Genomic DNA, 20828 nt, shown 5'->3' with positions numbered 1-20828 from the left:
CAACGATGGCCGCCTCGCCTGCACCCTCCGGTCAAGGTGTCCTCTTCAAGAGGGCAGGTCACCCCCCCCCACATCACCCCGTTGACATTCCCTCCCCACCCATTACCCTCACCCCACCGGATCAGCGGCGTCTCCGGTCGTGAATGACCCGTGTGCAAACTCCCGAGATTCCCATGGCCCTTGAAGACGCCAAGTCACAGGTGGATACCGCCTTCACCCGCACCAGCCAGCGCGGCTATGCTTTCGAAAACGCTTTCGGAGGGGCGACCTCCTTCCTGCGCCGCACCTATACCAAGGATCTGACCGGCGTTGACCTTGCCGTCACCGGCGTGCCCTTCGATCAGGCGGTCACCCACCGCGCCGGCACCCGTTTCGGGCCGCGGGCGATCCGCGAGGCCTCCTCGCTCATGCCCTATGACCCGCCCGCCGGCTGGCCGACCAACCCTTTGGAAGACCTCAACATCATCGACTACGGTGATCTCGCCTTCGACTATGCCCGCACCCAGGACTTCCCCGAGACGCTGACGAACCATATCGCCAAGATCCTGAATGCCGGGGCAGGGACCGTCACCCTCGGCGGCGATCATTTCATCACCTTCCCGATCCTGCGCGCCTATGCCGAGAAATACGGGCCGCTCAGCCTCATCCATTTCGACGCCCATTCCGACCTCTGGCCCGATGACGACTATGCCCGCATCGACCATGGCACGATGTTCTACAAGGCGGTGAAATCGGGGCTGGTGGACCCCAAGCGCTCGGTCCAGATCGGCATCCGCACCACGACCGAGGATTACCTCGGCGTCAATGTCATCACCGCGCGCGAGGTGCATGAGAAGGGCACCGACTGGGTCGTGGCCCGCGCGAAGGAGATCGTGGGCGAGGCGAACACCTATGTCACCTTCGACATCGACGCGCTCGACCCCGCCTTTGCGCCCGGCACCGGCACGCCGGTCTGGGGTGGGCTGGCCAGCTGGCAGGCCGCCGCCATGCTGCGCGACCTTGCCGGTATCCGGATGGTGGGCGGCGATGTGGTCGAGGTTTCGCCCCCCTATGACACGACGGGCGCCACCGCGATCGCGGGCGCCCATGTCGCTTACGAGCTGATCTGTCTCTTCCATTGGGCTAGGACGCAAAGGTGATCCGCATGCTGTTGAAAACCCTGCTGCTTCTGGTCGTCCTCGCGGGCCTCGGCCTCGCCGCCTGGATCCGCCTTGCCCCCGATGACCCCGCGGTCTGGAACACGGGCCTGGGCACCGGGGCCGAGGCCACACCCGGCCCCTGCGCCGACAAGATCGCGCTTGTCCCCAAAGGCGCCCGCGCCACCTGCCTTCTGCCCGGCACCCCGGCAGAGGTCCTGGCCCGGCTCGCCGCCACGGCAGAGGCTCAACCGCGCACCCGGCTTCTGGCCGGCACCCCGGCCGAGGGCCGGATGACCTGGGTCGCCCGCTCCGCCGTGATGGGCTTCCCCGACTACATCACCGCCGAGGCCACCGCGACGCCCGAGGGCAGCAAGCTCGACATCCTGTCGCGCCAACGCTACGGCAACAAGGACATGGGCGTGAACGAGGCCCGCCTCAAAACCTGGCTCAAGGCCTTCTGACCCCACTTTCTCTTCATCCAGACGAAAATATCCCACTGGGGGTGGCGGGGGGGCGTGAGCCGCCCCCGCCTCAGGGGGTGCGGGGGGCGGAAGCCCCCCGCTTCCTCCCCACTGTACCCTTGACCAAACTCACCTTTCACGCCACACCCCGCCCATGGTTCCCTTGGACAAACTCGCCCAGATCACCCAGCGCTTCGATTATGTCGAGGCGCGGCTGAATGCTGGTGGCAACCCGGGCGAGATCGCCGATCTTTCCCGCGAATATTCCGAACTTGGCCCGGTCATCGCCGAGATCAACGCCTATCGCCAGGCTCTCGACGATCTGGCCGAGGCCGAGATCATGCTCGCCGACCCCGAGATGCGGGCCCTGGCCGAAGAAGAGATGCCCCGCCTCAAGGCGCGGATTCCGGAAATGGAACAGGCGCTGCGCCTGGCGCTTCTGCCGAAGGATTCCGCCGATGCGCGGCCCGCCATCCTGGAGATCCGCCCTGGCACGGGGGGCGAGGAGGCCGCCCTCTTTGCCGCGGACCTTCTGCGCATGTATCAGAAATACTGCGAGAAAATGGGCTGGACCTTCGAGATCCTCGAAGAGCAGTTCACCGACCTCGGCGGCCTCAAGGAGCTTTCCGCCCATATCCAGGGCGAAGGCGTCTTTGCCCGCATGAAGTTCGAATCCGGCGTCCACCGCGTCCAGCGGGTGCCCACGACCGAGGCCGGCGGGCGCATCCATACCTCCGCCGCCACCGTGGCCGTCCTGCCCGAGGCGCAGGAGGTGGATATCGACATCCCGGCCTCCGACATCCGCATCGACACGATGCGCGCCTCGGGCGCCGGTGGCCAGCACGTCAACACCACGGATTCGGCGGTGCGGATCACCCACCTGCCCACCGGGATCATCGTCACCTCGGCGCAGAAATCCCAGCACCGCAACAAGGATATGGCCATGGCGGTCCTGCGCGCCCGGCTCTATGAGATGGAGCGTGACCGCATCCATTCCGAACGCTCCGCCGACCGCAAAGCGCAGGTCGGCTCGGGTGACCGCTCCGAGCGCATCCGCACCTATAATTTCCCGCAGGGCCGCATGACCGATCACCGCATCAACCTGACGCTCTATTCGCTCGGCCAGATCATGGAGGGCAACCTGACCGAGGTCATCGACGCCCTCGTGGCGCATGATCAGGCGACCCGTCTGGCCGAAGTCGAATGAGCGCCGCCCTGGCCCTGCGCGCCGGCATCGCCACCCTGCGCGAGGCCGGGATCGAGGATGCCGCCCGCGACGCCCGGCTTCTGATGGCCAAGGCGATGGCGGTGCCCGCCGACCGGCTGACCCTGCATCTGCAGGACGATCTACCCGCTGCCGCCGCCCAAAGCTTCTCAGCCCTGATCGCCGCCCGCGCTGCGCGTCAACCGATGGCGCAGATCCTCGGCGAGCGTCTCTTCTGGGGCCGCAGCTTCGAGGTGACGCGCGACACGCTCGACCCGCGCCCGGAAACCGAGGTGCTGGTGCAGGAGGCGCTGCGCCGACCGTTCCTGAAGATGCTCGACCTCGGCACGGGTTCCGGCTGCATCCTGATCTCCTGCCTTCTGGAAATGCCGATGGCCTCGGGCCTCGGGGTGGATCTGTCGGAAGCCGCCCTGCGGGTTGCCGCCCGAAATGCCGAACGCCACGCGCTGACCCGGGCCAGGTTCAAGGCCTCGGACTGGCTGCGCGTCGTGTCGGACCGCTATGACCTCATCGTCTCCAACCCACCCTATATCGCCGAGGCCGAGTTGGCGGGCCTTGCCCCCGAGGTCCGTGATTGGGAGCCGAAGAAGGCCCTGACCCCCGGCGGCGACGGTCTGGCCGCCTACCGCGCCATTGCCGCCGGCGCCCCGGCGCGGCTGATGCCGGGTGGGCGTATTCTGTTGGAAATCGGCCCGACGCAGGGCGCCGCCGTCTCGGCGCTTCTGGTCAAGCAGGGGCTGACCGGCATCCGCATCCTGCCCGATCTGGACGGCCGCGACCGCGTGGTCTGCGCCGAGAAGCCCGGCGCCGACACGGATTGCGCCGCCGGTTAAGCCCGGGCGCCTGCGCGGCTTTCCCGGCAGCCCGCGACCATTTTGCACGGGTTTTCGCAAGAATCTCCTTGCCCGGGGGGCGAGCCTGTGGTTATTGAAATCACGCAAGCCGACGCGGAAGGCCATTCTGGCCGCCACGAAGCCTGCGGATGCCCGCCTCTCGCCGATTTTTCCTCTGGTCACTCAGGCCAAGGCGATGGGGCGCAGGACAACCGGATCAAAGGACAACATGCGCTCTTCCAAGTCCCGTTCGCGTTCGAAGTCGAACCGCCCGCGCACGCTCGGCAACATCATCAACCGCGTGTTTGACAGCTCCGGCCCCGAGGGCAAGGTGCGTGGCACGCCGGCCCAGTTGATCGAGAAATACCAGTTTCTGGCCCGCGACGCCCAGCTGTCGAATGACCGCGTCGCCGCCGAGAATTTTCTGCAGCACGCTGAACATTACACGAGGCTCCTCGCCGAGGCGAACCGCGAAATCGCCGTCGAACAGGAAAGCCGCCAGCAGGGCTATGGCCAGGGCGGCAACGGCCAGAATGGCAATGGCCAAAACGGCAACAGCCAGAACGGCCAGCCGCGCGACCGCGCCCAGGGCGGTGACCGTTCGGATTATCGCCAGGATTACCGCGACGACCGCAACGACGATCAGCCCGATGTCTCGGGCCATGACGTGATCGAGGTTCTGGGCTATGACGATGCCGGCCTCGTGGAGACGCCCGAAGCCGCGATGCGGCACGAGCGGCAGTCCGAACCGCGCGGCAATGACCAGCGCAACGACCAGAACCGCGGCAACGACCAGCGTCCGCGCTATGACGACAACCGCCGCCCGCAACAGCAGCCGCGCAACGAGGGCCAGCAGAACCGGGGCGAGGGCAACCGCAGCAACGAGGGCAACCGCAGCAACGAGCAGCGCCGCCCCTATCCGCCGCGCGTCGACCAGAACCGCAACGAGCAGGGCCGCAACGACCAGAACCGCCAGGACCGCTCGCAGCAGGACCGCAACCAGCAGGACCGCCCTCAGCAGGAGCGCGGTCAGCAGGACCGCAGCCAGCAAGAGCGCCCGCAACAGGACCGCAGCCAGCAGGACCGCGCCGCCCAAGACCGCGCCCCGCAAGACCGTGCGGCCCAGGACCGTGGCGCTGAACAGCCCCGTCCGGTCGCCTTCAAGCCGGTTCCGGTCTTCCCGGTCGACGCCCAGCCGACCGAGCCGCAGGCGGCAGCACAGCCCGCGCCCGTGGTGCAAGGCGTGACCGAACCCGCACCGATGGAGGCGCAAGCCGCGCTGCCGATCGGCGACACCGCCCCCGAGGCCGCCAAGCCCGCCGCGAAAAAGCGCACGACCTCGACCACCTCGCGCAGCAGTGCTTCGCGCGCGCCTGCCGCCACCACCGCAGAGGCGCCCGCCGCCGCGACCCCGCGCTCCACCTCGCGCCCGCGCGCCCCGAAAAAGCCGGTCGAGGCTGCAACGCCGCCGACAAACCCCTCCGAGCCGGTCAGCGAATAAGCCGCTGTACTGCGATCAGGGTTTGAAAAAAGGGCGCCCCACGGCGCCCTTTTGCATGGAAGGATGGCGCGGCGGTCAGAGCGGCTGACCCTCCCGGGCCGCCACGGCCCGCGCCAGGGCGCAGAACCGCTCCAGCGAGATTTCCTCGGCCCGCGCCGTCGGCGCAATGCCCACACTTTCCAGCACCGCCTCGATCTGCGGCGCGATGCCCTTCAGACTTGATCGAAGCATCTTGCGCCGCTGGTTGAAGCCCGCCGCGACGATCCGGTTCAGGATCCTCTCATCGGCCGGAAAGCGCGGCGCCTCGAGCCGGGTCAGGTGGACGACGGCGGAATGGACCTTGGGCGCCGGGGTGAAGGCCTCGGGCGGCAGATTCATGACGATCTTCGCCTCCGCGCGCCACTGGCAGAGGATGGCCAGCCGCCCGTAATGGTCATCCCCGGGCCTCGCGGTGATCCTGAGCGCCACCTCGCGCTGGAACATCAGCGTCATCGAGGTCCAGAACGGCGGCCAGACCTTCGGCGTCAGCCAGCGGATCAGAAGCTCGGTGCCGACGTTGTAGGGCAGGTTGGCCGCGATCCGCACCGGCGGCGTCAGGAGGGCGGCCATGTCGATTTCCATCGCATCGCCCTCGATCACCTCCAGCCGCCCGGGATAGGCCGCCGCCACCTCGTTCAGGGCCACGATGCAGCGCGGGTCCTTCTCGACGGCGACGACGCGCCGCGCCCCCTCGACCAGCAGACCCCGCGTCAGCCCGCCAGGCCCGGGCCCGACCTCCAGCACATCGGCATGGGCGATGTCGCCCGCCAGCCGGGCAATCTTGGCCGTCAGGTTCAGGTCAAGCAGAAAGTTCTGCCCCAGTTGCCGCTTGGCCACCAGATCATGGGTGGCGATCACCTCGCGCAGCGGCGGCAGTCCGTCAATCGTGGCCAAAACGTCACCTCATCCTTTCCCCCTGATTGGCGCGTATCGGGGCCCGAGGCAAGCCACCCCCTTCCCCTTCATCCAGACCGAAATATCCCGCCGGGGTCTGGGGGGCGCGCAGCCCCCCAGCCGGAGCCGCCGCGCGCCCCCGGGAAGCCGGACCAAATCACGCCGTGAAATCCGCCACCACCGCCCCCGTCACGCGCTGCAATGTGGCGGGGTCCAGTGCGAAGATGTGGTTGGGCGTCCCCGCCGCTGCCCAGATCACCGCGAAATCCATCAGGCGCGGGTCCATCCACAGGGGCAGGGGCGTCAGATGCCCGAGCGGCGACACCCCGCCGATTGCAAAGCCCGTCACCGCCCGCACCTGCGCCGCCTCCGCCCTTTGCAGCGCCATGCCGGCCAGGGTCGAGGCCTTGGCCGCATCGACCTTATTGCCGCCCGCCGTCAGGAACAGAACCAACTGCCCGCCATCGCCCTGAAACAGGATCGATTTCACGATCTGGTCCAGTTCCACCCCCGCGGCGGCAGCCGCCTCGGCCGCCGTGCGGGTCGAGGCCGGGGTCTCCAGGATCGCGGGCCTCAGGCCGAGGTGTTCGAGGGCGGCTTTCACGCGGGTCAGGCTTTTGCTCATCGGGGTCTCGCGGGGTCGGGGTCTGAAAGGGGGGCGGCTTGGCCGGGCCGGGGCCTCCGGCGGGAGTATTTGGCAAGGAGCAAGGGGCAAGGGCAAGCCCGCCTCTGCCGTTTTGCCCGTCTTCGGGCCTTGGCGGGCGGTTGACCCGCCCGGGCGCAGGGGGCATGACTGGCGGATGGACCACGGTTTCGCCTCCCGCCTCACCCGCGCGCCCCTGCCGCATGATGCCGCTGTCGCCGCGGAAATGGCGGCGGCCTTTGCCGATCTTCCCCCCGGTCTTGCGGGCCTCCTTGGCGCCAGCGCCTCCTGCGCGCCCTTTCTGCGCGACCTGATCCGGCGCGAGGCGGCCTGGCTGCGCGCGGCCCTGATCGCCGGGCCTGAGGCTGCGCTGGCAGAGGTGCTGGGCGCCCTCGACACCGTGACCCCCGACACGATCGGCGGCCTGCTGCGCCAGGCCAAGCGGCGGGCGGCGCTGCTGATCGCCCTGGCCGACCTCGGCGGGTTGTGGGACCTGACCGAGGTCACCGCGGCCCTGACCGCCCTGGCCGACCGGGCGGTGCAGACCTCCGTCGCGACCCTGGTGGGTGAAGAGATCCGCCGCGGCAAGCTTCCGGCCTCGGACGGCGCGCCCGCCGATGGGGCGGGGATGGTCGTCCTCGCCATGGGCAAGATGGGGGCCTTCGAGCTCAACTATTCCTCGGACATCGACCTCATCTGCCTTTTCGACGAGACCCGCTATCCCGGCCAGGAACAGGAGGCGCGCGCCGCCTTCATCCGCGTCACCCGCAAGATGACGGCGCTTCTGTCGGACCTGACCCCCGAGGGCTATGTCTTCCGCACCGATCTGCGCCTGCGCCCCGATGCTTCGGTGACGCCGGTCTGCATCTCGATGGCCGCCGCCCATGCCTATTACGAGGCCGAGGGCCGCACCTGGGAGCGCGCCGCCTATATCAAGGCGCGGCCCTGTGCCGGCGACATCGCGGCGGGCGAGCGGTTCCTGCGCGGCCTCATCCCCTTCGTCTGGCGCAAGCACCTCGATTTCGCGGCGATCCAGGATGCCCATGACATGCGGCTGCGCATCCGCGAGCATCGCGGGCTGAACGGCCCGCTGGTGGTCGAGGGGCATAATGTGAAGCTGGGCCTTGGCGGCATCCGCGAGATCGAGTTCTTCACCCAGACCCGCCAGCTGATCGCCGGGGGCCGCGACCCCGACCTCAGGGCGCGCGGCACCGAGGCGGGGCTGCAGGCGCTGGCCGCCAAGGGCTGGCTGCCGCAGGCGGTGGCCGAGGACCTCTCCCGCGCCTACCGCGCCCTGCGTGAGATCGAGCATCGCCTGCAGATGGTGCTGGACGAACAGACCCAGACGATGCCAACCCAGGCCGATGCCATCGCCCGCATCGCCGCCTTCTGCGGCCAGGACGAGGCGAGCTTCCGGCAAAGCTTCCTCGACCGGCTGATCGAGGTCGATCACCTGACCGAGGGCTTCTTTGCGCCGTCCGGGGCCGATGCGGCGCCGCTGCCCGAATTGTCGCCCCAGGCGCGCGGCATCGTCGAACGCTGGCCGCATTACCCCGCCCTGCGCTCGGACCGCGCCCAGGCGATCTTTGCCCGCCTGCGCCCGACGCTGCTGCGCCAGCTGATGCGGGCGGCGCATCCGCAGGAGGCTCTGGTGGCGCTAGACGGGTTTCTGGCGGGCCTGCCCTCGGGCGTGCAGATATTCTCGCTTTTCGAGGCCAATCCGCCGCTGGTCGACCTGATCATCGACATCGCCGCCACCGCCCCGGCGCTGGCCCGCTACCTGTCGCGCAATGCCGCCGTGCTGGATGCGGTGATCGGCGGGTCCTTCTTTGCGCCCTGGCCGGGCAAGACCGGACTTCTGGAGGATCTGAGCCGCAGGCTGGCCGCGGCGGGCGATTACGAAAAGGCGCTCGGTCTGGCGCGGGTCTGGCTGAAGGAATGGCATTTCCGGGTCGGCGTCCACCATCTGCGCGGGCTGATCGACGCTTTCGAGGCGGCCAAGAGCTATGCCGACCTCGCCGAGGCGGTGATTGCCGGGCTCTGGCCGGTGGTGCTGGCGGAATTTGCCCGCCGCCATGGCCCGCCGCCCGGACGCGGGGCGGTGGTGCTGGGCATGGGCTCGCTCGGCGCGGCGCGTCTCAATGCCGGATCGGACCTTGACCTGATCGTGATCTATGACCCCCTGGGCGAGGAAACCTCGGTCGGGCCGCGGCCGCTCGCAACAAGGCCCTATTTCGCGCGGCTGACGCAAAGCCTCGTCACCGCGCTGACCACGCAGACCGCCGAGGGTCGGCTTTACGAGGTCGACATGCGGCTGCGTCCCTCGGGGCGGCAGGGGCCGGTCGCCACCTCCCTCGACGCCTTCCGCACCTATCAGGAGGGCGAGGCCTGGACCTGGGAGCATCTCGCCCTGACCCGGGCCCGGGTGCTGGCCGGGACAGCAGAACTCGGCGCCGATGCCGAATCCTTCCGCCGCGATCTTCTGGCGCGCAAGGGCAAGGGCACGAAGGTCCGCGCCGATGTGGCCGAGATGCGGGCGCGCCTGGCCGAGGCCAAGCCTGCCCAGGGCGCCTGGGAGGCGCGCAACGGTCCGGGCCGGCTGATGGATATCGAGCTTTTCGCCCAGATGCTGGCGCTTCAGGCCGGATCTCCGGCGCGCAGCGTGGAACGCCACCTCGCCGCGGGGCGTTCGGCTGGCAAGCTGTCGCAAACGGACGAGACGGTGCTGCTGGATGCGATGAGGCTTTTCTGGCGCATGCAGGCGGGGGCAAGGCTCTTGTCGGACCGCGCGCTCGACCCCGAGACCCTGGGCGAGGGCGCGCAAGCGTTCCTTCTGCGCGAGACCGGGGCGGAAGACGCGGCAGGGCTGACGGCGGCGCTGGACAGGGCGGCAGAGGCGGCAGAGGCGATCATCGCGCCTGCCACAACGGGAGGAGAAGGCTGATGGACCAAGGGACTGAGAGAGAGGCCGCCGACCCCAAGGGTCTGGTGCGCGAAAGCTACCGGATCGAGGGGATCACGCCGGGGGAATGCCGCTCGATCTTTCTGGACTGGGCCCTGAGCCTGCCGGTCGGGGCCGATACCGCGGCCGCGATCGCGGTGCTTCTGGCGCAATATGGGGCAGAGGCGCCGGAGCATCCGATGACCGCAACCCTGAAGGCTGGCCTGGCCCCCCCGCAATCCCCGCAACGCCGCGGCGGTCGGTTGGGGCGTCAGCAGGGGTGATCTGGAAGGTGTCAGGACCGGGCGCCGATTTTTCGCAGAAAAATCGGACTCGGGCGGGACGATTTTTCTGCGAAAAATCAGGCACACGTCGTCCGGTCGCACTGTTTCTTCCCCGGCGCTTGCCCAGAGGCGGCAAGCGCCTGCAGCGGGCGGAGCATACGATTTTTCGCCGAAAAATCGGGCCCCGCGTCCGGGCCGGTCTAGCGGTCCAGCCGTCCCAGCCTGCCGCCGCGGCGCTTGCTCAGGCGCGGGGCGCGGGCGGGCAGGTCGGAGAGGACCGTCTGGCGCTCTGCCGCGGTCATCGCGGACCAGCGGGCGATTTCCTCCATCGAGCGGAAGCAGCCGACGCAGAGCCGCTCTTCGGGATGGATCACGCAGATCTTGATGCAGGGCGATTGCACCTCGCTGCGGGTCCAGATCTCGTCGTTCATCTCAGCCGTCCTTTTGCGGCGCGGAGCGGGCCAGGGCGTCCAGCCGATCCAGCGCTCCCTGCAAGATATACCCGGCGGCCACCTGATCAATGACCTCGGCGCGACGCTTTCGCGACGTATCCGCCTCGATCAGCGCTCTTTCGGCCGCCACGGTGGACAGGCGCTCGTCCCAATAGGTGATGGGCAGGTCGGTCAGCTTCACCAGATTGCGGGCAAAGGCCTGGGTGGTCTGCACCCGCGGGCCGGAAGAGCCGTCCATGTTCAGGGGCAGGCCCAGCACGATGCCCTGGACCTGGCGTTCCGCCAGCAGCTTCAGGAGCGCCGCGGCATCCAGCGTGAACTTCACCCGGCGGATCACCGTGACCGGGGTCGCCACCAGCCGCCTGAGGTCCGAGATCGCCACGCCGATCGTCTTGTCGCCCAGATCCAGCCCGCAGATCGCCCGGTTGGGCGGCAGGACCGTCGCGAAGTCGAGGATGTCGGGATGGATCATTCCGCCACCCCGGCCTGGACGGCGGCGGCATGGAGGGCGGAAAGCTCGCCCGGCTTGCCGGCAAAGGCCACTTCCGCCTTGGCAAAGGCCGCCTTGGCGCGGTCCTTGGCGCCCAGCACCCCGAGCGCATTGATCAGCTTGGTCCAGTCCTCCACCGGCCCGCCCTCGGCCATCAGGCGGGATTCCAGCCCGCCGACCATGCCTTCGATCATCTTCTGGCGGTCCTCGGGGCTCATCTGCGCCGCATTGGCCATGTCGGCGGCACTCGGGCCCTTGGTGACTACCGCCATGTCGGCGGCCTCATAGGCGATGCCGGCCGCGTCGGCGACATCCTGGATGCGGGCGCGGATCGGCGCGATCCAAGGCGCATCCTCGGGGCCTTCGTCCAAGAGCGGTTTCCACATCGCGAAGGTGCGGTCGGGCCGTCCGACCTGGGCCGCCATCAGGCCCAGATAGAAGCGGGCCGAGCCGTTCTTCGGGTCGCGCCGCAGGGTCTCGGCCAGGGCCGTCTCGGCCTCGGGCGAGATGATGCCACCGCCGGCATAGATCATCAGCTCAGCCAGGGTGCCGTAGTCCTCGGCAGTGGCGCTGGCGCCCTTGAGGCGGATCACCGCCTCCTGCGCCTTGCGGGCGGCGGCGTAATTGCCCAGCTTGGTTTCATTTTCCGCCAGAAGCGCCTGGCCGGTCAGATCGTCGGGCCGGCTTTCCATCAGCTTGCGCAGCTTGTCGATCAGCGCCAGCGCCTCGGGGTCGGCACCGGGCGGGGCGGCGAAGGGCGGCGCCTTGGCTTCGAGCGCGTCCTGATGCGGGCGGTTCTTGTATTCGGTCTCGGCCGCGGCCAGCCTTTCGGCGATGGGCAGGTCGGGATAGCCCGGCACGCCGAGGAAATAGTAAAGAACCCCCGACCCGGCCAGGGCCAGAACCACGACCGCCGCGGCGAGCCGCAGGTTGACCGTGCGCGCCGCCCCAAGAGCAGGACGCGCCGCGCGGTCGGCTTCCAGCATCCGGCGCTGCACCTCGATGCGCAGACGGTCGGCCTCTTCGGGCGGGATGACGCCGCGGGCAAGGTCGCGCTCGACCTCGTTCAGCTGGTCGCGGTAGAGGACGAGATCTTCGGCCCCCGCCACCTCTCCCGTCCGCGCCTTGGCCTGCCGCAGGGCTTGCACCAGCACCACCGCCACCATCAACACCATCGCCGTCGCAGAGATCCAGAATCCGACCATCACCGCTCCTCATGTTGCGGCTTGATTAGCGACTTCGGCTGCCCAGCAAAAGCGCAAATGCCCCGTCTTCCCGCCCCCCGCGACACTGTGAACCGGCGAATCCGCGCCATTTCGCGGCGGCTTGCGCTTTGTCCCCGCTTTTGTCGCAATTTTCCCCATTGTGCCGCTGGTGGCTGTGGCTATACCGGCCTTGCCTGCCATTTAAAGACGCATCGCCTTTGCGAGTGAAGGGGCCCCTCATGAAACGCTATTCCGTATTTGCCTTGGCGCGTGAGGCGCTGTCCTACCATATGGGGTGGGAAAGGGCCTGGGCCTCGCCCGCGCCCAAGGCCAGCTATGATGTCATCATCATCGGCGCCGGGGGCCATGGCCTCGCCACGGCCTATTACCTCGGCAAGAACTTCGGCATCACCAACGTCGCGGTGATCGAGAAGGGCTGGCTCGGCGGTGGCAACACTGGCCGCAACACCACGATCATCCGGTCGAACTACCTGCAGGACCCTTCCGCCGCGATCTTCGAGAAGGCGCGCAGCCTCTACGAGAATCTGAGCCAGGAGCTGAACTACAACGTGATGTTCAGCCCGCGCGGCCTGCTGATGCTGGCGCAGACCCATCACGAGATGCGCGGTTATCTGCGCACGGTCCATGCCAATTCGCTGCAGGGGGTCGAGACCTCGTGGATCTCGCCCGCCAAGGTCAAGGAGCTGGTGCCGATCATCAACATCGACGGGCCGCGCTATCCGGTTCTGGGCGCGCAATACCAAGCGCGCGGCGGTACGGCGCGGCATGATGCGGTGGCCTGGGGCTATGCGCGGGCCTGCTCGGCCATGGGCATGCACATCATCCAGAACTGCGAGGTCAAGGGCGTGCGCTCCGAGGCCGGCCAGGTGACCGGGGTGGAAACCACCAAGGGCTTCATCGGCACCAAGAAACTGGGCATCGTCGTGGCCGGCCATTCCGGACAGGTGGCCGAGATGGCGGGCTTCCGTCTGCCGGTCGAGGCGGTGGCGCTGCAGGCGCTGGTCTCCGAGCCGATCAAGCCCTGCATCGACGTGGTCGTGATGGCCAACACGGTACACGGCTATCTCAGCCAGTCCGACAAGGGCGAGCTGGTGATCGGCGGCGGCACCGACGGCTTCAACAACTTCACCCAGCGCGGCTCTTTCCACCATGTCGAAGAGACGCTGCGCGCCCTGATCGAGACCTTCCCGATGATCTCGCGGCTCAAGATGCTGCGGCAATGGGGCGGTATCGTCGACATGACCGGCGACCGCTCGCCGATCATCTCGAAAACCCCGCTCGGCAATTGCTTCATCAACTGCGGCTGGGGCACCGGCGGCTTCAAGGCCATCCCGGGTTCGGGCTGGGCCATGGCCGAACTTATGGCCAAGGGCGAGCCGGGCAGCCTTGCCGCCGAGTTCGACCTCTGGCGCTTCAAGGAAGGCCGCTTCATCGACGAAAGCGTCGCAGCCGGGGTCGCGCATTGAGCCATGGAAGCCTCAGCCATGACCTTCAACGGGGGCGGCCCTCTTTCGCGAGGCAACGCCCGTGATCCACAAGCGCCACAGGACCGCGCTCAGCCGCTTTCTGGAAGGGCGGACGGCCGGGTTCTATCATCTGTGGTTCTGTGTGATCCTGCTGATCGGCGCGGTCATGGACAAGTTTCTGACCGGTCTCTGGTTGCCCCGCGCCGGGGCGATCGTGGCCGGGGTGGCCGCCTATGTGTATTTCTTCGACCCGCGCACGACGGACGACTGGTGGCTGATCCGCAAGCAGGCGACGCCGGCCGTGCTGAAACGCGAGAAGGTCGATCCGGCGCTGGAAGACATGGCCGATCCGGTCAAGACCCGCGCGCAATCCATCGCGCGGCGCCGGGCGCTGGAGCAGGCCAAGATCGTGCATTCGTTCAACAAATTGGCCGAGGCGCGCAATATCACCTATCAGGAGGCCAAGCAGGCGCATCAGAAGGCGCACGACCTGGCCTTGCGGGCGCAGGCCTATTGGCTGTTCATCGGCACGCTGATCTGGGCCTTCGGGGATATCCCGGTGGAGCTGTTGAAATGCGGCAGGGTGCCATGCTGATGCGCGCTCTGAACAAGAATTGTGCAAGGGTCGGGAACCCTTTGGCGATGTACGGCGTTGATGAGGCAGAAATACCTTATCTGGAGCTTACATCATGGCTGATCAAATCCGTACCATCGAAACCAAGAAGGAAGCTGGCGGGATCTCTGCCATGGCCTTCATCCTGGGTGGCGTTGTCGTCGCTGTGGCCATCATCGGCTACTTCATGTATGGCGGCAGCCCCAAGCATGTCGACGGCGGCAGCACCAACACGTCCGTCACGATCGAAGCCCCGGCGGCCTCGGCGCCTGCAACCACCGCTCCCGCAGCACCGGCTCCCGATGCTGCCGCCCCGGCACCCGCTGCCCCGGCTCCGGCTCCGGCCGCTCCGGCGCCTGCCGCGCCGTGACCTTTCCGTCTTCGGTGCTGCCGCAGGCTTCTGCGGCGGCCTGAAGGCACACGTCCCGTTTGCCCCAAACGTCCCTCTGTCCTTTACGGCGAGCGCCTTTCCGCGCTCGCCGCTTTTCTGCGTGGAGACCAGCTATGCTGACGCTTGAATGTCCCTATTGCGGCGTCATGGCCGAAGAGACCGAACTGAGCCCCGGCTACGAGGCGCATCTCAAACGCTTCGGCCCCGGCTCCACCGATGAAGAGTTCGAGGCCTATATGTTCGCCCGCAAGAACCCCAAGGGCGTGCATTTCGAACGCTGGCGCCATGCCTATGGCTGCGGCAAGTGGTTCCTGGCCGCCCGCGACACCGCCACGCTGGAGGTCTTCGGCACCTATCCCGCACAATCCTCGGCCCCGCCGGCCGATCTGCAAGACAAGATCAGGGCCAAGCGCCCCGAGTGGAAGGGGTTCTGAGATGAGCACGCGTCTGTCCAAAGGCGGTCGTCTGATCGACCGCGCCGCCGCGGTGGAGTTCACCTTCAACGGCAAGCGTCTGCGCGGCTTCAAGGGCGACACGCTCGCCGCCTCGCTTCTGGCCAATGACCAGATCCTGGTCGGCCGCAGCTTCAAATACCACCGCCCGCGCGGTCTGGTCGCCTCGGGTGCGGAAGAGCCGAACGGTCTGGTCAACCTCGGCCGCGGCTCGCGGCTGGAGCCGAACCAGCGCGTCACCACGACCGAGACCTTTGCAGGCCTCGAGGCGCAAAGCCAGAACCACTGGCCGAGCCTGGAATTTGACGTCGGCGTGGTCAATAACTCGCTGGCGCGCTTCCTGCCGGGTGGCTTCTATTACAAGACCTTCATCCACCCGCGTTTTGCCTGGAAACATGTCTTCGAGCCGGTGATCCGCCAGTCCGCCGGCCTCGGCAAGGCCCCGACCGAGATGGACGCCGACCGTTACGAACAGGCCTATGCCTTCTGCGACGTGCTGGTGGCCGGTGGTGGCATCGCCGGCCTGCAGGCGGCGCTGGCTGCCGCGGCCGAAGGCGCGCGGGTCATCCTGATGGAGCAGACCCCCTTCTGGGGCGGCCGCGCCCCGGTCGATGGCGATGTGATCGACGGGATGGAGGCCTCTCTTTGGGTCGCCCAGACCGTCGCCAAGCTGGAAGCCATGCCGAACGTGACCCTGCGCAACCGCTGCATGGCCTCGGGCGTCTATGACCACGGCTATGTGCTGGCCGAAGAGCGTATCGCCGACCATACCCCCGGCGATGGCCGCCCGAAGAAACGCCTGTGGCGCATCCGGGCCACGAGGATCGTGGCCGCGACCGGTGCGCTGGAGCGCCCGCTCTCCTTCGCCGGCAATGATGTGCCCGGCGTGATGCTCGCCTCTGCCGTGCGCGATTATGTGGTGAACTATGCCGTCTCGCCCGGCGATCGCACCGTGGTTGTGACCAACAACGACGACGCCTACCGCACCGCCATCGCGCTGAAAGAGGCCGGGCTCGCCGTGCCCTGCATCGTGGATGCCCGCGCCCAAGCCAATGGCCCGCTGCCCACCAAAGCCCGCGCTCTTGGCATCCGGGTCGAGACCGGCAAGGCCATCGCCAAGGTCAAGGGTGGCAAACGCGTCACCGGTGTCTCGCTCTGCATGCAGGCGGGCGAGGGTGCGCCCTTGGAGGATATCTCCTGCGATGCGGTCGCCATGTCGGGCGGCTGGTCGCCGGTCGTCCACCTTTGGAGCCATTGCGGCGGCAAGCTGAACTGGGATGCCGCCAATGCGATGTTCCGCCCCGATGCGACCCGCCCGCCGACCAGCCATGACGGTCTGGCGATGGTCTATCCCGCCGGTGCCGCCAATGGCGCGCTGAAGGCGGCTGACGCCTTGGCCGATGCCGCGAGGGCAGGGGCCGCGGCTGCGGGGGTCGCCCCGATCACCGCCGCCAGTGCGGAACCCCGCGAAGAGGCTGCGCTGGAGCCGGTCTGGGTCATGCCGCAGGGCGCGGGGGTCAAGCTCAAGTCCAAGATGTGGCTCGATTATCAGAACGACGTGAAGGTCTCGGACGTGCAGCTCGCCGCCCGCGAAGGTTACGAGTCGGTCGAACATACCAAGCGCTACACCACGCTCGGCATGGCGACGGATCAGGGCAAGCTCAGCAATATCAACGGTCTGGCCGTGCTTGCCGGGGCGCTCAATTCCGAGATCCCCAATGTCGGCACCACGACCTTCCGCCCGCCCTATACGCCGGTGACCCTCGGCGCGCTGGCGGGCGAGGCGCGGGGCGAGATCTTCCAACCGCTGCGCGCGACGCCGATCCAGTCCTGGCACGGCGCGAATGGCGCTTATTTCGAGCCGGTCGGCCTCTGGCGCCGGGCCTATTGCTACACCCGTGGCGGCGAGAACCACGCGCAATCGGTCGAGCGCGAGATCCTGAACACCCGCGAGAATGTCGGGCTTCTCGACGCCTCGACCCTCGGCAAGATCGTGGTCAAGGGGCCGGATGCGGGGCGTTTCCTCGACATGCTTTACACCAATGTCATGTCGAACCTCGGCGTCGGCAAATGCCGCTACGGGTTGATGTGCAACGAGAACGGCTTTCTCAGCGATGACGGCGTGGTCGTGCGCCTGACCGAGGATTCCTGGCTTTGCCACACCACCACCGGCGGGGCCGAGCGCATCCACGCCCATATGGAAGACTGGCTGCAATGCGAATGGTGGGATTGGCAGGTCTATACCGCCAATGTGACCGAGCAATATGCCCAGATCGCCGTGGCCGGCCCGAAGGCTCGGCTGCTTTTGGAAAAACTCGGCGGCATGGATGTCTCGGCGGCGAGTTTGCCCTTCATGACCTTTGTCGAGGGCGAACTCAGCGGCATCCCGGCGCGGGTGCACCGGATCAGCTTCTCGGGCGAACTTTCGTTCGAGATCGCGGTGCCGGCGGGCTACGGGTTGCAGCTGTGGCAGAAGCTCATCACGGCCGGGGCCGAGTTCGGCGTGATGCCCTACGGCACCGAGGCCATGCACATCATGCGGGCCGAGAAGGGCTTTATCATGATCGGGGATGAAACCGATGGCACCGTGGTGCCGCAGGATCTGAACCTCGGCTGGGCGATTTCCAAGAAGAAGGCCGATTACATCGGCAAGCGCGGGCAGGAGCGCAGCTATCTCTCCTCGCCCGACCGCTGGAAACTCGCCGGGTTCGAGACGCCGGATGGCTCGGTCATCCCGGACGGCGCCTATATCGTGGCGCCGGGGGTGAATGCCCATGGCCATGGCGCGACGCAGGGCCGCGTCACCTCGACCTATTATTCGCCGACGCTGAAGAAGGGCATCGCGATGGGGCTGATCAAGGGCGGCATGGACCGTCTGGGTCAGGAGGTCGAATTCACCAAGATCTCGGGCGGGACGATCAAGGCGCGTGTGGTCGACCCGGTGTTCTATGACAAGGAAGGGATGAAGCAGAATGGCTGATCCGGTTTCGGCGCTGTCGGGCGCCCGTTTTGACGGCTTTGCCCGGATCAGGGAGATCGGCCCGCTCGGCATGATCACCCTGCGGGCCAAGTCCGATGTCCCCGGTCTGGCCGAGGCCTTTACGGCGCTTGGCCTAAGCCTTCCCGCCCAACGCCGCATCGTGGTGCAGGGCGGGCGTCATGCCGGCTGGATGGGGCCGGACGAATATCTGATCGTCCTGCCCTATGGCGAGGTCGATGCGGCCCTGGCGAGCCTTGCGGCAAGCCTGGCCGGTCAGCATCACCTGGCGGTCAATGTCTCGGACGCGCGGGCGGTCTTCCGCATCGAAGGCGCCAAGGCAGACCAGGTCCTGCGCAAGCTGAGCCCGGTCGACATGGACCGCCTGCAACCGGGCGAGCTGCGCCGCTCGCGCGCGGCGCAGGTTGCGGCGGCCTTCTGGGCCGAGGAGGGCGGCTTCACCCTCGTCTGCTTCCGCTCGGTCGCAAGCTATGTGATGGGCCTGTTGCAGAACGCGTCCCAGCCGGGTTCTGAACTGGTCTGAGCCCGTCACACCCTGACGGATGTCTTGCAAAGCGGTCCCCCCGGGGGCCGCTTTTTCTTGTTTCAGCCTCACTTTCCATCGAAACGCTTTTTTCTGACAGGTTTGTTCAACCTGATGTTGCAAGGTCTTCAGCCGGTCGCTAGCGTGACCGAAATGGGGCGAAAGCCCCGTGTTGAACCCGTAACCGTGTTTCCGATCAAGGATATTTTCGGATGAGATTTCCCTTTTTGCCGACCGTTCTGGCCGTTTCTCTGGCGCTGACGGTGGGGGCTGTTCAGGCCAAGACCATCGTCGCCTCCGGCATGCAGGTGCTGGAATGCACTTTCGTCGGCGGCCGGGTGAACTGGATCACCGACAAGCTCTACATCCTGCGCGATGTGAAGACCAACGAGATCCAGGTCTATGACGGCGTCATCGATTACCTCTTCAAGAAGCCGATCAAGGCCACGGTCGTCAAGGACACCTCCGGCCGGCTGGAGCTGGACTGGCTGATCAAGAACGCCCCCGGCCAGAACGGCGGCGCGGTGCCGGTCAGCTTCCACGCGATCCTGTTGAAGCCCGAGATGAAGGTGCTCGAAAAGGCGGTCGTCAGCGGCTACGACAACAAGGAAAGCCGCAGCGGCCCCTGTGTCCCCTCCACGAAATAACAGCGCTTGGGCGCCGACCGGAACGGTCCGGATCGCGCCAGATCTTGGTCACGAGTTGAAGGAATGGTCGGATGAAAATTGGAACGCTGCTGCAAGCCCTGCCTCTGGCGCTGGCGCTTTTGGCGGGAGGGGCAGGCGCCAAGACGGCGCCTGTGGCGAAGGTGCAGATTCTGGAATGCAACTTCGTCAACGGTGACGCCAATCTGATCGGCGACAAGCTGTTCCTTCTGCGCGATCTGGCGACCAACGACATCTGGGTTTTCGATGGCGTGGTGAAATCCGTCTACAAGGACCCCATCAAGGCGCGGGTCGTGCAGGACAATGCCAATCGGCTGGAGATCCAGTGGGTGGTGGAGAACGTGCAGTTCACCACCAGCCGGGTCCCGGTGTCCTTTCACGCGACGCTGTTGAAGGCAGAGATGAAGATCGTCGAAAAGAGCATCGCGGGCGCTTTCGAGAACCGCGAACACCGCGACGGCAGCTGCGCCATCCGGGCCAAGTAGGGCTGAGCCCGGGCCCTCACCGCAAGGAAAGCGCGGTGCTGTCACAGGGCTGACGCGGTCCTGTGGCAGAAGGCCGGGGCACGGATGGGGCCTGGGTCATGCCTGCGGCCACCCGCGCGAATTTGCGCCGCAAGGGTCATGCGGCCTTGACCTTGCCGCCGCTTGGGCACTTATTGACCGCAGCGAACTCAAGAATTGGAGAGACTCTGATGGCTTTCACCCTTCCCGAACTTCCCTATGCCCATGATGCCCTGGCATCGCTCGGCATGTCGAAAGAGACGCTGGAATTCCACCACGACCTGCACCACAAGGCCTATGTCGACAATGGCAACAAGCTGATTGCCGGCACCGAATGGGAATCGAAATCGCTGGAAGAGATCGTCAAGGGCACCTATGCCGCCGGTGCGGTCGCCCAGAACGGCATCTTCAACAACGCCTCGCAGCACTGGAACCACAACTTGTTCTGGGAAGTGATGGGCACCACGGGCAAGACCATGCCGAGCGAGCTGGAAAAGGCCCTGGTCGAGGCGTTCGGCTCGGTCGCCAAGTTCAAGGAAGACTTCGCCGCCGCCGGCGCCGGCCAGTTCGGCTCGGGCTGGGCTTGGCTGGTCAAGGACGCCTCGGGCGCGCTGAAGATCACCAAGACCGAGAACGGCGTGAACCCGCTCTGCTTTGGTCAGACCGCCCTTCTGGGCTGCGACGTGTGGGAGCATTCCTACTACATCGACTTCCGCAACAAGCGCCCGGCCTATCTGACCAACTTCCTCGACAAGCTGGTCAACTGGGAAGCGGTTGCGGCCAAGCTCTGAGCTTATTGCCATCGCCCGAAGGCCCGCCCCCCCGGCGGGCCTTTTTCATGGAAGATGGGCAGATTGCCCATCCTTGTCTCTTCGCGATCTGCGATAATGGAGGTTGCAGACGAGACCCCGTTCCATCCTTGGGTGCGTGAGCCCGTTCGGTAGCTTGGGGCTCGTCTGCTTTTACGCGTTCAAACCTGAACAGTTGCCTGGGGCGCTGCGCCAACAGACGACCCCGCAGATCAAGGACAGGCCTCCATGACTTTGCCACAGGATTTCATCGGTGTCGACGTTTCGAAGGATTGGCTCG

General features: G+C 67.0%; 20 protein-coding genes and 1 pseudogene. 16 read left to right on the top strand and 5 right to left on the bottom strand.

Annotated features, from left to right (window positions below; translation table 11 throughout):
* The first annotated feature begins 173 nt into the window (after positions 1-173).
* The 5 genes and pseudogenes from speB to AC1DZT_RS02895 all read left to right on the top strand — a co-directional run.
* A complete protein-coding gene (speB, locus tag AC1DZT_RS02915) occupies positions 174-1139 on the top strand; it encodes an agmatinase (protein ID WP_478005102.1) in 966 nt (321 codons plus the stop codon).
* Between the two features lie 5 nt (positions 1140-1144).
* Entirely contained in the window at positions 1145-1600 is a 456-nt protein-coding gene (locus AC1DZT_RS02910; protein ID WP_478005101.1) for a DUF1499 domain-containing protein, read from the top strand.
* A 154-nt stretch (positions 1601-1754) separates the two neighbouring features.
* Positions 1755-2807, top strand: coding sequence for a peptide chain release factor 1 (gene prfA, locus AC1DZT_RS02905; protein WP_478005100.1), 1053 nt, complete (start codon positions 1755-1757; stop codon positions 2805-2807).
* Positions 2804-3658, top strand: coding sequence for a peptide chain release factor N(5)-glutamine methyltransferase (gene prmC, locus AC1DZT_RS02900; RefSeq protein WP_478005099.1), 855 nt, complete (start codon positions 2804-2806; stop codon positions 3656-3658). Before prfA ends, prmC begins: the two co-directional genes overlap by 4 nt.
* A 229-nt stretch (positions 3659-3887) precedes the next feature.
* A pseudogene (locus AC1DZT_RS02895) lies at positions 3888-4143 on the top strand (DUF4167 domain-containing protein); the annotation flags it as partial.
* Positions 4144-5234: 1091 nt separating this feature from the next.
* Here AC1DZT_RS02895 and rsmA read toward each other — a convergent pair.
* Positions 5235-6092 (bottom strand): 16S rRNA (adenine(1518)-N(6)/adenine(1519)-N(6))-dimethyltransferase RsmA, encoded by an 858-nt coding sequence (gene rsmA, locus AC1DZT_RS02890; protein WP_478005098.1) that lies wholly within the window; start codon positions 6090-6092, stop codon positions 5235-5237.
* A 157-nt stretch (positions 6093-6249) separates the two neighbouring features.
* The gene (locus AC1DZT_RS02885; protein ID WP_478005097.1) at positions 6250-6717 is read right to left on the bottom strand and encodes a YbaK/EbsC family protein; all 468 of its coding nucleotides are present in this window, start codon (positions 6715-6717) and stop codon (positions 6250-6252) included.
* 175 nt (positions 6718-6892) lie between these two features.
* On the opposite strand from AC1DZT_RS02885, the gene AC1DZT_RS02880 reads away from it, so the two are divergent.
* Positions 6893-9679, top strand: coding sequence for a [protein-PII] uridylyltransferase family protein (locus tag AC1DZT_RS02880; RefSeq protein ID WP_478005096.1), 2787 nt, complete (start codon positions 6893-6895; stop codon positions 9677-9679).
* Entirely contained in the window at positions 9679-9960 is a 282-nt protein-coding gene (locus AC1DZT_RS02875; RefSeq protein WP_478005095.1) for a hypothetical protein, read from the top strand. The genes AC1DZT_RS02880 and AC1DZT_RS02875 overlap by 1 nt, the downstream gene beginning before the upstream one ends.
* A gap of 200 nt (positions 9961-10160) precedes the next feature.
* On the opposite strand, the gene AC1DZT_RS02870 is transcribed toward AC1DZT_RS02875, so the two are convergent.
* From AC1DZT_RS02870 to ccmI, 3 genes are read right to left on the bottom strand one after another with little or no spacing between them, the layout of a single operon-like run.
* Entirely contained in the window at positions 10161-10391 is a 231-nt protein-coding gene (locus AC1DZT_RS02870; RefSeq protein ID WP_478005094.1) for a DUF1289 domain-containing protein, read from the bottom strand.
* Between the two features lies 1 nt (position 10392).
* A complete protein-coding gene (gene ruvX, locus AC1DZT_RS02865; RefSeq protein ID WP_478005093.1) occupies positions 10393-10884 on the bottom strand; it encodes a Holliday junction resolvase RuvX in 492 nt (163 codons plus the stop codon).
* Complete coding sequence (ccmI, locus tag AC1DZT_RS02860; RefSeq protein ID WP_478005092.1) at positions 10881-12107, bottom strand: c-type cytochrome biogenesis protein CcmI; 1227 nt, start codon at positions 12105-12107, stop codon at positions 10881-10883. The genes ruvX and ccmI overlap by 4 nt, the downstream gene beginning before the upstream one ends.
* 239 nt (positions 12108-12346) lie before the next feature.
* On the opposite strand from ccmI, the gene AC1DZT_RS02855 reads away from it, so the two are divergent.
* From AC1DZT_RS02855 to AC1DZT_RS02815, 9 genes are all read left to right on the top strand, one after another.
* A complete protein-coding gene (locus AC1DZT_RS02855; RefSeq protein WP_478005091.1) occupies positions 12347-13594 on the top strand; it encodes a sarcosine oxidase subunit beta family protein in 1248 nt (415 codons plus the stop codon).
* 61 nt (positions 13595-13655) lie between these two features.
* The gene (locus tag AC1DZT_RS02850) at positions 13656-14189 is read left to right on the top strand and encodes a hypothetical protein (RefSeq protein WP_478005090.1); all 534 of its coding nucleotides are present in this window, start codon (positions 13656-13658) and stop codon (positions 14187-14189) included.
* A 94-nt stretch (positions 14190-14283) separates the two neighbouring features.
* Positions 14284-14577, top strand: coding sequence for a hypothetical protein (locus tag AC1DZT_RS02845; RefSeq protein ID WP_478005089.1), 294 nt, complete (start codon positions 14284-14286; stop codon positions 14575-14577).
* A gap of 134 nt (positions 14578-14711) precedes the next feature.
* Entirely contained in the window at positions 14712-15032 is a 321-nt protein-coding gene (locus tag AC1DZT_RS02840) for a sarcosine oxidase subunit delta (protein WP_478005088.1), read from the top strand.
* A 1-nt stretch (position 15033) separates the two neighbouring features.
* Complete coding sequence (locus tag AC1DZT_RS02835) at positions 15034-18030, top strand: sarcosine oxidase subunit alpha family protein (protein WP_478005087.1); 2997 nt, start codon at positions 15034-15036, stop codon at positions 18028-18030.
* The gene (locus AC1DZT_RS02830) at positions 18023-18571 is read left to right on the top strand and encodes a sarcosine oxidase subunit gamma (RefSeq protein WP_478005086.1); all 549 of its coding nucleotides are present in this window, start codon (positions 18023-18025) and stop codon (positions 18569-18571) included. The genes AC1DZT_RS02835 and AC1DZT_RS02830 overlap by 8 nt, the downstream gene beginning before the upstream one ends.
* Positions 18572-18783: 212 nt before the next feature.
* Positions 18784-19218 carry a hypothetical protein gene (locus AC1DZT_RS02825; RefSeq protein WP_478005085.1) on the top strand — a complete coding sequence of 145 codons (435 nt, stop codon included), beginning with the start codon at positions 18784-18786 and terminating at the stop codon, positions 19216-19218.
* 71 nt (positions 19219-19289) lie between these two features.
* A complete protein-coding gene (locus AC1DZT_RS02820) occupies positions 19290-19721 on the top strand; it encodes a hypothetical protein (protein WP_478005084.1) in 432 nt (143 codons plus the stop codon).
* A 209-nt stretch (positions 19722-19930) separates the two neighbouring features.
* A complete protein-coding gene (locus AC1DZT_RS02815) occupies positions 19931-20530 on the top strand; it encodes a superoxide dismutase (protein ID WP_478005083.1) in 600 nt (199 codons plus the stop codon).
* The last annotated feature ends 298 nt before the right edge of the window (positions 20531-20828 follow it).

The organism is Rhodobacter sp. P1_C2, from assembly GCF_056406375.1.
Note: the sequence above shows the minus strand (reverse complement) of the source record. Positions and strands in the feature narration are given on the sequence as shown.

Bases quoted from the DNA above. Each gene is read 5' to 3' on its own strand.
- speB (WP_478005102.1), top strand. From the start codon at position 174: ATGGCCCTTGAAGACGCCAAGTCACAGGTGGATACCGCCTTCACCCGC.
- AC1DZT_RS02910 (WP_478005101.1), top strand. From the start codon at position 1,145: ATGCTGTTGAAAACCCTGCTGCTTCTGGTCGTCCTCGCGGGCCTCGGC.
- prfA (WP_478005100.1), top strand. From the start codon at position 1,755: ATGGTTCCCTTGGACAAACTCGCCCAGATCACCCAGCGCTTCGATTAT.
- prmC (WP_478005099.1), top strand. From the start codon at position 2,804: ATGAGCGCCGCCCTGGCCCTGCGCGCCGGCATCGCCACCCTGCGCGAG.
- AC1DZT_RS02885 (WP_478005097.1), bottom strand. From the start codon at position 6,717: ATGAGCAAAAGCCTGACCCGCGTGAAAGCCGCCCTCGAACACCTCGGC.
- AC1DZT_RS02880 (WP_478005096.1), top strand. From the start codon at position 6,893: ATGGACCACGGTTTCGCCTCCCGCCTCACCCGCGCGCCCCTGCCGCAT.
- AC1DZT_RS02875 (WP_478005095.1), top strand. From the start codon at position 9,679: ATGGACCAAGGGACTGAGAGAGAGGCCGCCGACCCCAAGGGTCTGGTG.
- AC1DZT_RS02870 (WP_478005094.1), bottom strand. From the start codon at position 10,391: ATGAACGACGAGATCTGGACCCGCAGCGAGGTGCAATCGCCCTGCATC.
- ruvX (WP_478005093.1), bottom strand. From the start codon at position 10,884: ATGATCCATCCCGACATCCTCGACTTCGCGACGGTCCTGCCGCCCAAC.
- ccmI (WP_478005092.1), bottom strand. From the start codon at position 12,107: ATGGTCGGATTCTGGATCTCTGCGACGGCGATGGTGTTGATGGTGGCG.
- AC1DZT_RS02855 (WP_478005091.1), top strand. From the start codon at position 12,347: ATGAAACGCTATTCCGTATTTGCCTTGGCGCGTGAGGCGCTGTCCTAC.
- AC1DZT_RS02845 (WP_478005089.1), top strand. From the start codon at position 14,284: ATGGCTGATCAAATCCGTACCATCGAAACCAAGAAGGAAGCTGGCGGG.
- AC1DZT_RS02840 (WP_478005088.1), top strand. From the start codon at position 14,712: ATGCTGACGCTTGAATGTCCCTATTGCGGCGTCATGGCCGAAGAGACC.
- AC1DZT_RS02835 (WP_478005087.1), top strand. From the start codon at position 15,034: ATGAGCACGCGTCTGTCCAAAGGCGGTCGTCTGATCGACCGCGCCGCC.
- AC1DZT_RS02830 (WP_478005086.1), top strand. From the start codon at position 18,023: ATGGCTGATCCGGTTTCGGCGCTGTCGGGCGCCCGTTTTGACGGCTTT.
- AC1DZT_RS02825 (WP_478005085.1), top strand. From the start codon at position 18,784: ATGAGATTTCCCTTTTTGCCGACCGTTCTGGCCGTTTCTCTGGCGCTG.
- AC1DZT_RS02820 (WP_478005084.1), top strand. From the start codon at position 19,290: ATGAAAATTGGAACGCTGCTGCAAGCCCTGCCTCTGGCGCTGGCGCTT.
- AC1DZT_RS02815 (WP_478005083.1), top strand. From the start codon at position 19,931: ATGGCTTTCACCCTTCCCGAACTTCCCTATGCCCATGATGCCCTGGCA.